This window comes from Pseudomonas sp. GV071 (assembly GCF_003050835.1).
GTDB lineage: Bacteria > Pseudomonadota > Gammaproteobacteria > Pseudomonadales > Pseudomonadaceae > Aquipseudomonas.
In genome coordinates this window covers 528120-543726 of sequence record NZ_QAOJ01000002.1, presented here as the reverse complement: position 1 = coordinate 543726, position 15607 = coordinate 528120, and the positions used below count along the sequence as shown (strand labels likewise).

General features: G+C 61.4%; 14 protein-coding genes and 1 tRNA gene. 7 read left to right on the top strand and 8 right to left on the bottom strand.

The features are described 5' to 3' along the window. The first annotated feature begins 163 nt into the window (after positions 1-163). Complete coding sequence (locus tag C8K61_RS06440; RefSeq protein WP_108095370.1) at positions 164-907, top strand: hypothetical protein; 744 nt, start codon at positions 164-166, stop codon at positions 905-907. 36 nt (positions 908-943) lie between these two features. On the opposite strand, the gene C8K61_RS06435 is transcribed toward C8K61_RS06440, so the two are convergent. Both C8K61_RS06435 and C8K61_RS06430 read right to left on the bottom strand, forming a co-directional pair. After that, entirely contained in the window at positions 944-1438 is a 495-nt protein-coding gene (locus C8K61_RS06435) for a DUF2165 family protein (RefSeq protein ID WP_108095369.1), read from the bottom strand. A gap of 157 nt (positions 1439-1595) precedes the next feature. After that, complete coding sequence (locus C8K61_RS06430; protein WP_108095368.1) at positions 1596-2120, bottom strand: DUF962 domain-containing protein; 525 nt, start codon at positions 2118-2120, stop codon at positions 1596-1598. 110 nt (positions 2121-2230) lie between these two features. On the opposite strand from C8K61_RS06430, the gene C8K61_RS06425 reads away from it, so the two are divergent. After that, positions 2231-2920, top strand: a complete 690-nt coding sequence (locus C8K61_RS06425) for a Crp/Fnr family transcriptional regulator (RefSeq protein ID WP_108095367.1) — start codon at positions 2231-2233, stop codon at positions 2918-2920. A gap of 104 nt (positions 2921-3024) precedes the next feature. On the opposite strand, the gene C8K61_RS06420 is transcribed toward C8K61_RS06425, so the two are convergent. Then, complete coding sequence (locus C8K61_RS06420) at positions 3025-4242, bottom strand: methyl-accepting chemotaxis protein (protein WP_371919973.1); 1218 nt, start codon at positions 4240-4242, stop codon at positions 3025-3027. A gap of 539 nt (positions 4243-4781) precedes the next feature. After that, positions 4782-5798 carry an AraC family transcriptional regulator gene (locus tag C8K61_RS06415; protein WP_108095366.1) on the bottom strand — a complete coding sequence of 339 codons (1017 nt, stop codon included), beginning with the start codon at positions 5796-5798 and terminating at the stop codon, positions 4782-4784. A gap of 98 nt (positions 5799-5896) precedes the next feature. Between C8K61_RS06415 and C8K61_RS06410 the strand changes: the two genes are divergently transcribed. Beyond that, complete coding sequence (locus C8K61_RS06410; RefSeq protein ID WP_108095365.1) at positions 5897-6970, top strand: fatty acid desaturase; 1074 nt, start codon at positions 5897-5899, stop codon at positions 6968-6970. Positions 6971-7124: 154 nt separating this feature from the next. On the opposite strand, the gene gabT is transcribed toward C8K61_RS06410, so the two are convergent. Together gabT and gabD are read right to left on the bottom strand one after the other, a co-directional pair. Further along, positions 7125-8405 carry a 4-aminobutyrate--2-oxoglutarate transaminase gene (gabT, locus tag C8K61_RS06405; RefSeq protein ID WP_108095364.1) on the bottom strand — a complete coding sequence of 427 codons (1281 nt, stop codon included), beginning with the start codon at positions 8403-8405 and terminating at the stop codon, positions 7125-7127. Positions 8406-8591: 186 nt separating this feature from the next. Next, positions 8592-10040, bottom strand: a complete 1449-nt coding sequence (gene gabD, locus C8K61_RS06400; protein ID WP_108095363.1) for an NADP-dependent succinate-semialdehyde dehydrogenase — start codon at positions 10038-10040, stop codon at positions 8592-8594. Positions 10041-10416: 376 nt separating this feature from the next. Here gabD and C8K61_RS06395 point away from each other — a divergent pair. Continuing rightward, positions 10417-10493: transfer RNA gene (locus C8K61_RS06395), tRNA-Arg, on the top strand. 78 nt (positions 10494-10571) lie between these two features. Here C8K61_RS06395 and C8K61_RS06390 read toward each other — a convergent pair. Continuing rightward, positions 10572-11726 carry a Fic family protein gene (locus C8K61_RS06390; protein WP_108095362.1) on the bottom strand — a complete coding sequence of 385 codons (1155 nt, stop codon included), beginning with the start codon at positions 11724-11726 and terminating at the stop codon, positions 10572-10574. Positions 11727-12051: 325 nt separating this feature from the next. Next, a complete protein-coding gene (locus C8K61_RS06385) occupies positions 12052-12654 on the bottom strand; it encodes a TetR/AcrR family transcriptional regulator (RefSeq protein ID WP_108095361.1) in 603 nt (200 codons plus the stop codon). 129 nt (positions 12655-12783) lie between these two features. On the opposite strand from C8K61_RS06385, the gene C8K61_RS06380 reads away from it, so the two are divergent. The 3 genes from C8K61_RS06380 to C8K61_RS06370 are packed head-to-tail and all read left to right on the top strand — an operon-like array spanning position 12784 to position 15595. Continuing rightward, positions 12784-14016: a serine hydrolase gene (locus C8K61_RS06380; RefSeq protein ID WP_256589369.1), complete on the top strand. Its 1233-nt coding sequence runs from the start codon at positions 12784-12786 to the stop codon at positions 14014-14016. 21 nt (positions 14017-14037) lie between these two features. Continuing rightward, positions 14038-15141, top strand: a complete 1104-nt coding sequence (locus C8K61_RS06375) for a polyamine ABC transporter substrate-binding protein (RefSeq protein ID WP_108095359.1) — start codon at positions 14038-14040, stop codon at positions 15139-15141. Next, positions 15134-15595, top strand: a complete 462-nt coding sequence (locus tag C8K61_RS06370; protein WP_108095358.1) for a DUF3237 domain-containing protein — start codon at positions 15134-15136, stop codon at positions 15593-15595. The genes C8K61_RS06375 and C8K61_RS06370 overlap by 8 nt, the downstream gene beginning before the upstream one ends. Positions 15596-15607: the final 12 nt, after the last annotated feature.

Here is a 15607-nt window from a genome sequence, read left to right as displayed (position 1 = left end):
ATTGCAACGGCGGTAGCACTTTTGAGCCACGGCAGCGGCAAAAAACGACCACTTGGTCACGCATCGCCGCATAAATCACTCTTTGGGGCTAATTTCCATATCGCAGCGGTGCAGTACCCTACTGCGCGGGGAAGAACACAAAAATAATAAGGAGCACCTCGGTATGCGTTGTACGTCCATGCTTCATGTTCTGCTCGCCTGTCTGTTGACCGGGCTGGCGACACTCTCGACGGCGGCGGTGCAAGCCCAGACGCCACAGGAGCAAATGCAGGTGCAGGCCTGCCGCGCCGTGGGCAGCTTGCTGCTGTACCGCGGTGAAGGTTTCCAGGCCAGCTACGCCGAACGGGTCGACAGTGACCTCGCTGCCCTCGCCGCAGCCGTACAAAGCAGCCCGCAAGCCAACAGCGAGTTGCGCGCCGCTCAACAGAACCTTGTTACCCAGATCAAACGCGGTGTTTCCTTCGGCCCCAACGAAGAGGATGTGCCGTGGGGTTACCAGAAGGAGTTGAGCAAAGCCCTGCGCGACTTCCTCATCAGTGCCCACGGCCTGGCACAGGCCACTCCGGTGGACGAGCTGCCGGTAAAGCTCGAGTACCTGTCAGTGCAGTACCTGTTCCGCTCCTACGTCGGCAGCCTGGAACTGGCGCGCGAACATGCGGACCAGTACATCGGCCAGGACGAGCGTTTGCTGGTGCCGGACATCGATGGCGAGATGAACAAGCTGCCGCAGCAGGACGCGGCAGTGAAGAAGAAGCTCGATACCCGCTGGAGCTACTTGCGAGTGGCGCTGGCAGACATGAACAGCGGCGTGACGGCGATGACCAGCCTGTCCGGCCGGCCCTTCGCGCCGACCATCGTCGACCGCCACGCGCGGGCGATGAGTGACCAGTTGATGAGTTCGAACTGAGAGCAGAAGGCAGCTACCGCTTGGGCGGCATTCGCCCTAGGCCAACTCGTCGTCGCGTTGCGCCACAAACAATAGGATCAACCCCAGGCAGCCGGCAAAACGGAACGCCGCCTGCTGCCCATTCCAGGTGGGCGATTGCCACATCTGGAACCACTCGCCGCCCACCACCATGAAACCGAAAAACCACAGCGTAAAGCCCGTCAGCAGCCCAAGCAGAGCAATGCTCTTGGCGGCGTTGAAGCGCCGTGCCAGCTCGCCGCGAGCACTCGCCAGGCGTAACGCGCCGACCATACAGAGCATCCCGGCGGCCAGCTCCAAGGCGATGATCAGCGCATAAGCCAGGTGGTGCACAGCGGGGTTGCTGATCGCCCGCCAGCCGAGCGCCGATGGTGCACGCAATGTGTCCATCGCCAGCACATGCTGCACGTAGGCGAAGTTGGTGCCGTAGTCGAGCAAGTTATCCACCCCGACCAACAACGAAAACAGACCGGTCATGGCCACCAACGCGGCCTTGGCGATACGCACGAGCATGTTCATCTCCCTGGCAAAAAGAGATGAGTGTCTGGCGCAAAGGGACGTTGGGCTGCCAGCTACGGCTCAGGACCTGGCAGCCATTGCTGCCAGGTGAGCCTGAAGGGGAACGGTTGGTTGTGGGAAACCGAGCGGTTTTTTCTGCAAACCGGAAAACTCAAACCAACGCGTCTTTACCGCGAATGTGCGTCGGGCCGGCGCGTTCTTCGATGGCTACCCGCACGTCATCACGAATGCCCACCAGGAACAGCAGCTCGGCGACCACGAACAGCGGGCCGACGATCAACCCGGAGAGGTCATCGACAAAGGCCGGCTTGCGCCCTTCGTAGTAGTGGCCGATGAACTGGATGATCCAGCCCACCACAAACAGACCCAGACCGGCGCTGAGCCAGACCATGGTGCCTTGTGCGGCGAGGTTGGCGGCGCCCCACAGACTCAGGCCGAGCAAGGCGCTCATCAACAGGCCCAGGCGCAGATCCAGACGCAGGTAGAACACGGCCGAGGCCAACGCGCAAAGCGTGGCCGGCGACAGCCACAGGCCGAAGGCGCTGAAGCCAGGACGCGACAACAGCACCGTGACGGCGAAGGCAATCATCGGCACGCCAATGAAGTGGGTGAAGATATTGCGCCGGTCACGGTGGTAGGTGGCGTATTGGGCAAGGTGATCAATCAGGGTTTTCATCTTATGTCCTCAGAGGCTGCCTCTATTCGGGCTGGATGAATCATGCAGGTTGGGTAAGCTGCAACTCTGTCAGGTAGCTGACAAACCTTAGAGCGCACCCGGAAACACCCATGGACCATTCTCTGCCCTACCTCCCCCTGCTGCGCACCGGCCATTGGTTCAGCACCCTGCCCGCGACGCTGCAGGAAGTATTGCTGAACAGCGCCAGCCTGCGCCGTCTGCAAGGTGGCGAGCGCTTGTTCCACCGGGGCGATCAACCCTGCGGCCTATATGCAGTGGTCGAAGGCGCGATGCGCGTCGGCGCGGTCAGTGTAAGCGGCAAGGAAGCCTTGCTGACGCTGGTGGAGCCGCCCTACTGGTTTGGCGAGATTTCCCTGTTCGACGGCCAGCCACGCACCCATGACGCCTTTGCCGAAGGCCCGACCGTGTTGCTGCACGTGTCGCAAAGCGCACTGACCAGCCTGCTGGATCAGCACCCCACCTACTGGCGCGACTTCGCCCTGCTGATGAGCCAGAAACTGCGCCTGGCGTTTATCGCCCTGGAGCAGATCAGCCTGCTGCCCGCCGCGCCACGCCTGGCCCAGCGGCTGCTGATGATTGCCGACAACTATGGCGAAGGTGACCCGCGGCGAGTGCTGCACTTGGCACAGGAGCAACTGGCGTTGATGCTGGCGATCTCGCGGCAGACCACCAACCAGATCCTCAAGGAGCTGCAGGCCCAGGGCATCGTGCGCCTGACCTATGGGGAGATTGAGATTGTGGATTTGCAGCGGTTGCGGGAAGTCGCGCAGGTACCTTGAACAACGCTGGACGTAGGAGCGGCTTTAGCCGCGATTTCCTGCAAACGGCAAGATCAAAAGCATCGCGGCTGAAGCCGCTCCTACAGATTCAGGCCCTAGCGCCGTCAAGCCTGCGGCCGATACCCCAGCCGCAACCCACCCCAATGCCGCCCCTGCACGGTGATCGGCACCGACAGGTCATGCATCAGCTCACCGGTGTCACGGCTGTAGGTCTGCAACAACAACGCCTGCTGATGACTGCCACAGCGAATGCCGGTGGGGTCGTTGAACAGGCGTTTGCTGCGGCTCTTCAGGGTGTCGACGGCGCGGTCGCCGGTTTGCGCATGGTTGAACGCCCGGTTGTGGGTCGGCACATAGCCTTCCGGGGTGCTGGCGATAGCGAACACCAGGCCTTCATGGCGGGCCAGTAACGGCTCCTGAATCGCCGGCAGCACCTGATCGGCGTAGGCGTCGAAACGGGTGCGGTACTTCGCTGGATAGCTGTTGGCGATCGGCTGGTAGCTGCGGTCGAACAGGTCACTGAGGCTGACACGGCCGGCCTGGATATCAGCGTCGAACTGCGCGCCAATGGCGGCGGCGCCTTCACGGGCAAGGTCGTAGATGCGTTGGTGATAGTCGTCCAGGCCCACTTCAGCCAGTTGCTCACTGACGCTTTCGGCCTGGCCCACCAAGCGCTGCGCCGCCTGCGCCAGCTCGCGGGTTTGCGCTTCGCTGCCATGCACGTCGCTGCGCAATTGCTCGAGGGCGACGAACAGCGCCGACAGTTGCTGATGATTGCTCTCGGTGCCGCGGTTGATCGCGTCCACTTGGCTTTCCACTTCGCTGGCCAGCTCGGTGATGCCCTGCAGTTGCCCGCCACTGGCTTCGACCTGGGCCGCAGCCTGGTCGAGTTCGCTGGCTTGCTGCTGGATATGGCTGACCACCGCGCTGCTCTGCTGGCGGATGTCGGTGACGATCTGCGCCACCTCTTCGGTGGCCTCGGCGGTGCGCCCGGCGAGCTTGCGCACCTCGTCGGCGACCACGGCAAAACCGCGGCCCTGATCACCCGCGCGGGCGGCCTCGATGGCAGCGTTGAGGGCGAGCAGATTGGTCTGGCTGGCGATGGACTGGATTACCTGGGTAACTTGCTGGATCTGTTCGGTACGGCTGCTCAGGCCATCCATCAGCTCGCGGCTGTCGGCGGCCTGCACGCTCAGTTGCTGCATACGGGCGATGGCCTGTTGCAGCGCCTTTTGGCCCTCGTCGCTGCGCTCGCGCACGGCATGGGCGGCGCTCAGGGTTTGTTCGGCGCGTTGGGCACTGGCCTGCTCGGTGTCAGTCATCGCCTGGGCGCCGACGCTGACCTGCTCGACCACCTGCAACTGCGATTGCAGCTTGTCGGCCATCTGCTTCACGCCAAACGCCACCTGCGCCGCTGACAGGGCGTTATGGCAAGTGCTGCGCGACAGGTTCTGGCTAAGTTCGTTGAAAGCGGCTGGCGTCTGCGCCGGGCCGATGGCCGCCAACTCGGGGGTTTCCCAGGGGCCCAACCAGGGCCACAACGCCAGCAGCAAATACGCCGGAATGCTCAGGTACAGCGGCAGCTGCATCTGCTGGTAAACCACCATCAGCACAGCGAGCCCGGCAGCGTGCAGCAGGCAGACCCAAGGGCGGCGGGAGTAGGCGGGGCGCATCGGCAAACCTCTTGTTCTTATGGTGCGGCGTGGCGGCATAACGGTCGGGTAGGAGCGGCTTCAGCCGCGATGCTCCCGGCCTGAAAACATCGCGGCTAAAGCCGCTCCTACGGGACGAGTAAGCGTCACGGTCGCGTATTCGAGCATGTCATCGGCCGCGCTGCCAGTGCGCTTTAGTCCTATGTGGCCTATCCCTTGGACAGCAGGCTGTCGCGGTATTGGCTGGGGGCCTGGCCGGTCCAGCGTTTGAACGCGCGGCTGAAGCTGCTGCTGTCGGCAAAGCCTAGCAAATAGGCGATCTCGCTGATCGAGCAATGCGGGTCGCGCATGTGTTGCAGAGCGAGGTTCTGGCGGGTTTCGCTGAGCAGGTTTTCATAGCTGCAGCCCTCGTCTGCCAGGTGCCGCTGCAAACTGCGCAGGCTCAGGTGCAAGCTGCTGGCGATGCGCTCGGCCGACGGCTCGCCGTTGGGCAACTGGCTTTCCAGGCAGGTGCACACACGGCGGCGCCAGGTCAGCGGGTGCAGTTGTTCGAGGGTGCGTTTGAGCACGGTTTCGTTGTGTTCGGCGAGCTCCTGGTTACCGTCTTCGAGGGTGCTGTCGAAGGCCTCGCGAGGGAACTGCAGCAGGTCTTCGGCGGCGCCGAAATGGATCGGTGCGCGCAGGGCATCGTGCCAGGGTGCAGGGTCGGCCGGCTGCGGGCGACGCAGGTGCACGGCCAGTGGTGCGAAGTCGCGACCGAGGCGATTGCGGCAGGTGCGCACGTAGATGGCGATAAACGCGTCCACCGCTTCCGCCGCCGGCGCCGGGCTGTCCAGCGGCACTTTCAGGCGAAACTCGTAGCGGTCCGGCAGGGCTTTCAATTCCAGGCTCAGGGCGTCGCTGACCACCTGGTGGTAACGCACGATGCGCTCGAACACTTCGCGCAGGCTGCTGCTGGCCACCAGCGCATAACCCAGGGCATGGAAGCTGGTGGGGCTGACGTATTGCGAGGTCTTCAGGCCCAGCGCCGGGTCACCGCTGGCTTCGACCGCCAGGCGCCACAAGCGGGTGGTGGCCGACAGCGGGTAGCGGGCATTGGGGTGCTCCATCAGCGTCGGGTCGAGGCCGGCATCCAGGCACAGCTGCGCGCTGTCCAGGCCCAGTGCATCGAGCTGCTTGCGCAGGGCACGGGTCCAGCTGGCGAGCGAAGTGGGTTCAGCAGTCATGCAGATTGGCGCATCCGGTCAACAGGTTGGCGTTCGAGGTCAGGCCGGCGCGCGTCCGGCCCGGCACAGTAGCGTCACGTTAAATAGAGGATGTAAGCATGTCCCACTCTCCTGCAAGCCCCGTGAGCCAGAATGCGCAACAGCGTGCTGCACATATTCGCGAAGTGGTGATGGCGCATGGCGTCGAACTGCGCCAGCGTTTCCCCATTCTCAAGCATCAGGACGCCCTCGGCGCCGGCATCCTCGCCTTCGCCCTGGCCGGCATGATCGGCAGCGCCGCGCTGTACATCGAAGGCTACATGGCCTGGTGGGCGTGCCTGCTGCTCAACGCCTTCTTCGCCTCGCTGACCCACGAGCTGGAGCATGACCTGATCCACTCGATGTACTTTCGCAAAAAGCGCGTGCCGCACAACCTGATGATGGCCTTGGTCTGGCTGGCCCGCCCGAGCACCATCAACCCCTGGGTACGTCGCCACCTGCACCTCAATCACCACAAGGTATCGGGCACCGAAACCGATATGGAAGAGCGCGCCATCACCAATGGCGAGCCGTGGGGTATCGCGCGCCTGCTGATGGTGGGCGACAACATGATGTCCTCGTTTATCCGCTTTCTGCGCGCCAAGACCTGGAGCCACAAGTGGATGATCGTCAGCCGCACCGTGAAGGTTTACTCGCCGCTGGGTCTGATGAACTGGGGCACTTGGTACGTGTTCCTCGGTTTCCATATCAGCACCTTCGTCAGCACCCTGCTGGGCTCGCCGATCGAGTGGTCGGCCAGCACTCTGGAAGTGATGAACCTGGTCAACATTGCGGTGGTGGTGCTGGTCGGCCCCAACGTGCTGCGCACCTTCAGCCTGCACTTTGTCAGCTCGAACATGCACTACTACGGCGACATCGAGCCGGGCAACGTGATCCAACAGTGCCAGGTGCTGAACCCGGTGTGGCTGTGGCCGCTGCAGGCGTTCTGCTTCAACTTCGGCAGCAGCCATGCGATCCACCACTTTGTGGTGAAAGAACCCTTCTACATTCGCCAGCTCACCGTGCCGTTCGCCCACAAGGTGATGCGCGAAGCCGGTGTGCGCTTCAACGACTTCGGCACCTTTACCCGTGCCAATCGCTGGACCCGCACCACCGAGAGCAAGCCCGTGGAGCAACAAACACAAACGGCCTGACAGGTTTTTAGACCCACAAAAAACGGCGCTTGGGCGCCGTTTTTTTTACTGTTAGTTACCGGCGCCGGGCGCCATTTGACGCATAGCCGTGCAAAACCAGCGGGCAAAAAAAGACCCGCCGAAGCGGGTCTCAAACTTGCCGAGCTGGTGAGCCCTAGGCGAGTTCGTCGAAGCACTCAGCGACAATGGCCAGGCCTTTGTCCAGTTGTGCCTCAGGAATGGTAACCGGCATCAGGAAGCGGATGACGTTGTAGTAGGTGCCGCAAGACAGCAGGATCAGGCCTTTCTCGCGAGCACGAGCGACGATCTTGCCAACCAGCTCAGCCGCCGGCTTGTGGGTGTCGCCGCCTTCGAACAGCTCGATGGCGATCATCGAGCCCAGGCCACGCACGTCACCAATCACGTTGTGCTTGGCTTGAATGTCACGCAGACCAGCCTTCAGGCGTTCGCCCAGGGCTTGCGAGCGTTCCAGCAGTTTCTCTTCGTCGAACACTTTCAGCACGGCCAGGGCCGCGGCGCAGGCGATCGGGCTACCGGCGTAGGTGCCGCCCAGGCCACCCGGAGCGATGGCGTCCATGATTTCGGCTTTACCGCTGACGCCGGAAATCGGGAAACCGCCGCCGACGGATTTGGCGAAGGTGGTCAGGTCCGGGATCACACCCAACTGCTCGGTGGCGAAGAAGGTGCCGGTACGGCCAGCGCCGGTTTGCACTTCGTCAGCGATCAGCAAGATGCCGTGCTGGTCGCACAGGGCGCGCAGACGCTGCATGAAAGCTTTGGAGTTGGTGTAGAAACCACCTTCGCCCTGCACCGGCTCGATGATGATGGCGGCGATGTCCGACGGCTGTGCGTCGTTCTTGAAGATGCGCTCGATGCTGGCGATCGACTCGTCTTCGCTCACCCCGTGCAGCTCGCACGGCGACTGGGCGCGGTATACACCGGCAGGCATCAGGCCCATGCCAGCGGAGTACGGCACCACTTTGCCGGTGAGACTGAGGGTCATCATGGTGCGGCCGTGGTAAGCGCCAGTGAAGGCGATTACGCCGACACGGCCAGTGGCAGCGCGGGCAATTTTCACGGCGTTTTCTACGGCTTCGGAACCGGAGGTCACCAGCAGGGTTTTCTTGGCGAAGTTACCCGGCACGCGCTTGGCGATTTCTTCGCACAGCTCGACATAGGGTTCATAGGCCAGCACCTGGAAGCAGGTGTGCGACAGCTTGGTCAGTTGCTCTTGCACCGCGGCAACCACTTTCGGGTGCAGGTGACCTGTGTTGAGCACGGCGATACCGCCGGCGAAGTCGATGAACTCACGGCCTTCGACGTCCCACACGGTGGCGTTCTCGGCACGCTCAGCGAAAATCGGGTGGATCTGGCCCACACCGCGCGGTACAGCGGCCATGCGGCGTTGCATCAGGGATTCGTTAGTCTTGCTCATGGTGCAGTCCTCATTCGCCGCTCATCGGGCGGCGCAGCTCAAGGATGAACGCAACCGGGGAAAGGCGCGTGCAGCATTCGATGATCGACTGCCACGCCCTGCCGGTTGCTCAGGTTCTTTATTACGGTGCTGCATGCCCGGGTGGGCCGGCTCGTGGGTTCCACCCCGGGGTACTACAAAGCTGCATTAGACGCCTAAGCACAAATACTTAATTTCGAGGTAATCCTCGATGCCGTATTTCGAGCCTTCGCGGCCAAGACCAGAAGCCTTGATACCACCAAACGGCGCTACCTCGTTGGAGATCAGACCGGTGTTGATACCCACCATGCCGTATTCCAGGGCTTCAGCCACACGGAACACACGACCCAGGTCGCGAGCATAGAAGTACGAAGCCAGACCGAACTCGGTGTCGTTCGCCTGGGCGATAACATCGGCTTCGTCTTTAAAGCGGAACAGCGGCGCCAGCGGGCCGAAGGTTTCTTCTTTGGCAACTGCAGCGTTTTTCGGCACGTCGACCAGAATGGTCGGTTCGAAGAAGCTGCCGCCCAGGCTGTGGGCCTTGCCGCCGAACACAATTTTCGCGCCTTTGCTCAGGGCGTCGGCAATGTGCTCTTCAACTTTGGCCACGGCCTTGTTGTCGATCAGCGGGCCGGTGGTGGTGCCGTCTTCCAGACCGTTACCGATCTTGAGTTTGGCGACGGCCACTTTCAGTTTCTCCACAAACGCGTCGTACACGCTGTCTTGAATGTACAGACGGTTGGCGCAAACGCAGGTCTGGCCATTGTTGCGGTACTTGGAGATCAGCGCGCCTTCGACGGCGGCGTCCAGATCAGCATCGTCGAACACAATGAACGGCGCGTTGCCGCCCAGTTCCAGCGAGACTTTCTTGATGTCGTGGGCGCATTCAGCCATCAGCTGACGACCGATTTCGGTCGAGCCGGTGAACGACAGCTTGCGCACGATCGGGTTGCTGGTCAGCTCGCTGCCGATGTCGCCGGCGCTACCGGTAACCACGCTGAACACGCCTTTCGGAATGCCGGCACGCTGCGCCAGTTCGGCCAGGGCCAGAGCGGAATAAGGGGTTTGGCTGGCAGGCTTGAGCACCATGGTGCAGCCAGCGGCCAGGGCCGGGCCGGCTTTACGGGTGATCATCGCGGCCGGGAAGTTCCACGGGGTGATCGCGGCGGTTACCCCGATTGGCTGCTTGAGCACCAGCAGGCGTTTGTCTGGCTGGTGGCCCGGAATCACGTCGCCGTAAACACGCTTGGCTTCTTCCGCGAACCACTCCAGGAAGGAAGCGGCGTAAGCGATTTCGCCCTTGGCTTCGGCCAATGGCTTGCCCTGCTCGAGGGTCATCAGGCGACCGAGGTCGTCCTGGTTTTCGATCATCAACTCAAACCAGCGACGCAGCTTGTTCGCGCGCTCTTTAGCGGTCAGCGAACGCCAGCCCGGCAGGGCCTTTTCAGCAGCTTCGATGGCACGCTTGGTTTCAGCGCCGCCCATTTTCGGCACGGTGCCGAGAATCTCGTTGGTGGCCGGGTTGTTGACCTTGATGGTCTGGCCACTGTCTGCGTCCACCCAGGCGCCGTCGATAAAGGCTTGCTGGCGAAACAATTGAGCGTCTTTGAGTTGCATAGCCGTCTCCTTTAGCCCACCGCCATGGCGGCAGGCAAAATTGTTGTAAGCCGCCGCAGCGGTTAAAGGCTGCAGCGAAGAATAGTGGATGACACGTAGAACGGATTGAGCGCTGATGACGGGCTTTTTGAACAGCCTCAGATCGCTTGGTTCGGTCTGTGGCTATGAGCGTCGAGGGCGTTTGAAATCTCAAACGAATCCTAGGGAGGTCACCGCTAAAGGGCAATAGCCTGTTCGAAAAAATGTACGAAAACCCACAAAAGTTGCTGCTTTTCTGATCAGCCACCCTCAGGGATTAGTACTTTCGTTTGATAAAGCGAACAAAACGCCCCGCCATGGACGCCCGCGAGCGACATGCGTATCATGGCGCCGCGCTGCACCAGTAGCTCAGCTGGATAGAGTACTGCCCTCCGAAGGCAGGGGTCGTGGGTTCGAATCCCGCCTGGTGCACCATATAAATGAGAAAGCCCCGGGTGAATGCCTGGGGCTTTTTCGTTTCTGGCGCACAAGCAGCGCTCAACTTGCCATTTCCTATGGCTTATCCAACGGGTCCGGAATGAAACCTTGGTCACGGAGCGCTTTGATCACGCCGCGAATCAGGAAATTGCTGGAAAAGCCGATGGTGTACTGACGGGCGCCTGGGGCGATGGGCAGCAGCATGCCCTGATCCACTAGCTTGCGGATCTGATAGGTGCGCTGCCCGGCGCTCAGCGTCGGTAAAACGGCAGCGATATCGCCAGACTTCACCACCTTCGCGTCGATAGCCGCCCCTAACACCAATCGCTCTGCATCCGTGATCCACTCCCGCTCTCTGGCCATGGTGACGGCCGGGCCGAGAATGTGCTTGGTCAGGTAGCTGTAGTGAGTCAACCTGTCGACCTTTTCCAGCTCTACGCGAATGCCATCGAGTACGTAGGTACACCAGGCCTCCAGACCGGTATGGGTGCCTTGATCGGCAGTTGCCAGCATGGCGTAGTAACGCTCGCGGTCATTGCAAAAAATTGCCGTCGGGTTGAGCACCCGGCCACCCGTGCTGACATTAAAACCGTACTTGATCATCAGCGCATAAGTAAGCAGCCGCACAACGCGACCGTTGCCATTGCTAAATGGGTGGATCCAGCCGAAGCGATGGTGCGCAAGCGCGACCTTCATCAGGTCGTATTTGGGCGGATCCTTTTTATTCACAAACGCGACCAGTTCCTCCATATAGCCGGGAACCATCATGGCTTCTGGTGGCAGATGGTCTGATTGGGCGATACGCACCCCAGCAGTCCGATAGGCGCCCGGCGTACGATCACCCTCTCGCTCCAACCCTTGCACAGCAACGCTGTGCAGCTCCCGAATGGTTCGCTCAGTCAATGGTTCGCCGGGGGCCATGACGGTCTCGACGAAATCCATGGCTTTTTCAATATTGGCTACTTCGCGCAGTTGATCAGTTCCCTCGGCTTCGCCTTCAACCTTGCTATCGATGTAATCGGCCAGTGTGGTGTGGTTTCCCTCGATTCGGGCAGAACCGAGACTTTCCAAGGTATGGAATAGCGACTTCAACTGAAAGAAAACCGCAGGCGGTGTATCACCTTCAAGACGCAGTCGACGAAGTTGCTCAAGCTCCATCAGCACATCAGCCAGCTCGGAATCGAACGACGGATTCAGCAGTTCAAGCTGGTGATGAGAAAATTCAGCCATCGTTAAATATCTCGAAAGGGCTTAGACGTTATCTTAAAAAAATTGAGTGAGACCTCGATAAATAGGGGCTGTAGCAAGACTCACGAAATCAAACATCTCAAAAACACAGTTAAACTAAGTTAAAAGAACCAAATGGGGAAGTGGAAATAGGCGGGTTACTGCCTCCCTCGCCTGGCTCTGCACTGCCCCCATCGCAAAAAAGCCGCCCACACCCTTCAACCACAACGCTCACACATCATGGCCAGCAGGCTGGGGCGGCAAAAAACGCCTCTCGCGTGGCGTTCTACAGGCGACTGGCACGGGGAGCGCAAGCCGCAAGAGTCGGTCAGGGTTTCAACCCGTCGAACAGGGTCTGGGTGAGTTGGCGGATGCGTTGCGCGTGGCCGTCGAAGTCGGGGACGTCGGCTTGCACCAGACGCATGAACAGCATGGAGCTGTAGTCGTTGAGGAAGTAGGCGACGAAGTCGACGTCCACTGTGGTGCTGAGCATTTTTCGGTCTTGCAGTTCGCGCAGCAGGCTGGCGATTTCGCCGACCAGGCCGGCGTTGAGGGTGGAGACTTGTTCCGGTGGCGCGGTGAGCATGCTCAGGGGCAGCAGCTCGCGCCAGATCGCGGGGGGCAGCACGCTGAGTTCGTGGCGCACGATCAGCGATTCGAGGTGGCACATGGCGTCCACGGCGTTATCGAAGTCGGGGATCTGCGAGCGTGCGTCGATGATGGCTTGTTTGTCGGCGTGCTCCACCAGGGCCAGGAGAATCTCCTGTTTGTTGCCGAAGTAGTTGAACACCGTGGGCGTCGACACCCCGGCCTGCACGGCGATCTGCTCCACGGTGGTGGCGGCGAAGCCCTGTGTTTCGAAGAGCCCCAGCGCTGCCGCGACTATGGCTTCCCTGCGCTGTTCCTTTTGCCGCTGGCGTAAACCGGTCACGCGATGCCTCCTCAAACCGCTTTTATAAGTGGCTGATTCTAGGCAAATTTAGATTACGGTCAATATTTTTAGTTGACCATAAGTTTTTATATGAATAAAACATGTCATCGCCAACGACGAGACATGCCCATGACCAGCGATTTCGCCCAGGCCCTGCTGGGTGCCTATGAAGAAGGTGCAGCACCCACCCCGCCGTTGATGCAGGGTTTCCCGCCTGCCTCTGAGCACCGGGTGACCTGGCACAACTTCATGAGCCCGCCGCACAACCGCTGGGCCTTTCATAACCTGGGGCGCATTCGCCCGAGCATCAGCGTGGAACGCGGCGCCAAGCCGAGCTCGCCTTTGGCCAGCGCCAGCCAATCGCTGACTGACTTCAGTTTCGAGAGCGCCGCTGGCCACACCGTCACGCTGCAACAGCATCTGCAGGCCAGCTACACCGATGGCTGGCTGGTGATGAAAAACGGCGCGGTGGTGCAGGAGGACTACTTCAACGGCCACCAGGCGCACAAACGTCACATCATGTTTTCAGTGACCAAATCGCTGATTGGTGTGCTGGCCGAAGCCATGCTCGGCAGCGGCCAACTGCGTGCGGAGGCACTGGCTAGTGAGTATGTCGCCGAGCTCAGTGGCAGTGCCTTTGGCGATGCCACTGTGCGCCAGTTGCTGGATATGGCGGTGGCTATCGATTACGACGAGGTCTACGACGACCCGCTCTCCGGCAGCTCCCAGTTCGGCTATGCCTGCGGTCTGACCGTGCCGCCACCTGGCATCAGCGCCAGCCAGTCGCTGTACGAATACCTGCCGGCCACTCGCAAGAATGGCGAACACGGCGGTTTCTTCCATTACGTGACGGCCACCACCGAAGCGCTGGCCTGGGTGATGGAGCGCGCCAGCGGCCGCAGCTGCGCCGAGCACCTGCGTGAGGTGTGGCAGGGCCTGGGTTGCGAGCGCGATGGCTTTTTTGTTGCCGACCCCTGGGGCCGCAACGTCGCCGGCGCCGGCTTCAATGCCACGCTGCGCGACATGGCGCGCTTCGGCTCACTGCTGTTGGCCAAGGGCGACGCCCACGGCCAGCAACTGATTCCGGCGGCGGCCATCGATTCGGTGCTGCAAGGCGGCGACCCGGCCATCTACGCCGCCAACGAAAACTTTGCCCTGTGGAGCCCCGGCGCCACCTACAAAAGCCAATGGTATGTGTACCCGGGCGAGGCGCTGCTGGCGGTGGGTATCCACGGCCAGATTCTGTATATCGACTTCGCTCAGCAGGTGGTGATCGTCAAACAGTCGTCCCTGCCGATTGCCGAAAGTGTGCTGGATATCGATACCTTGCGGTTGGTGCGTTCCCTGGCCAGCGCGATCTGACTACCTCTTTCAGGAGCTGTTATGAAACACGTGCTGAAACACTGCTTGCTCGGGCTGCTGATCGGTAGCGCCAGCCTGGCCGCGCACGCCGAAAAAATCGGCGGCGAGCTGCGCATTTACAACTGGATCGAGTACCTGCCCAAAGACGTGCTGGACGACTTCAAAGCGCAGACCGGCATCAACCTGGTCTACGACGTGTTCGACAGCCCACAGACCCTCGAAGCCAAGTTGCTGACCGGTTCGGCCGGCTATGACGTGGCGTTCCCCAGCAGCAGCCAGGTGCCCAACCTGGTAGCCGCCAAAGCCTTGCAGCCGCTGGACCGCGAGCAATTGCCGCACTGGAACCAGCTCGACCCGGCCTTCATGGCCCAGCGTCAGCAACTGGACCCGGGCAACCGCTATGCCGTGCCGTACCTGTGGGGCAGCACCTTGCTGGGCTACAACAAAGCCAAGGTGGAAGCGGTGTTGGGCAAGGACGTCGACATGCGCGACTACGACCTGCTGTTCAAGCCCGAGAACATCGCCAAGCTCAGCCAGTGCGGGGTGGCGATTCTCGACAGCCCGGATGAAGTGGTGCCCATCGCCCTGCACTACCTGGGCCTGAACCCCAGCAGCGCCAAAACCGAGGACTACGCCAAGGCCGAAGCACTGATCAAATCCATCCGCCCCTACGTGCGTTACTTCAACTCGGCCAAGTACCCGCAGGACCTCGCCAACGGCGACATCTGCGTGGCCCTGGGTTGGTCCGGCGGCATGCTGGCGGCGCGCAACATGGCGCTGGCGGCCAACAACGGCATCGACATCCGCATGGCCTTGCCGCGTCAGGGCACGCTGCAGTGGTCCGACGATATGGTGATTCCCAAAGGCGCGAAAAACCTCAAACAGGCCCACGCCTTTATCGACTACTTGCTACAGCCAGAGGTGATCGCGCGCATCACCAACCAGATCGGCTACCCCAACCCCAACCCGGCCAGTACCGCACTGATCAACCCGGAGCTGCTGAGCGAGAAAAACCTGTTCGTGCCTGAGGCCGATCGCCACCTGCTGTTCCAGATCGAGCCGCCGAAAATGGCTGCGCAACGGTTGCTCACACGCCTTTGGAACCGGATCCGTTCCGATGCCTGAGCCAACGCTGCAACTGGCCATGTACCTAAGCGTACAGATCGGCTCGGGCATCAGCCGCGGCCGCACTGAGCTGGGTGAGCGTATCGATTACCCGATTCTCGGTGGCCGTTTCGCCGGCCCGGGCCTGGAGGGCGTTGTCCCCGGCGGCGGCGCGGATTACTACCTGGAACTCGACGACGGCACCGGCGTGCTGGACGCCAACTACCAACTGCACTGTGACGACGGTGCGGTGATTGGCGTGCGCAACCGAGGGCTGTTGAGGCTGACTGAAAAAGGTCAACGTCTGGCACAGAGCCAGTGGCCTATACCGGAGCACGAATACCGCTGCCGCTGCACACCGCAGTTCACCACCGACAGCCCGCGCTACCAGTGGCTGACACAGCACCTGTTCTTGGGGGTCGTCACCTATCCCGCCGAGCACGGGGTATGGATCGAGTGCTACCGAGTCGACTAACCCAGCAAGGAG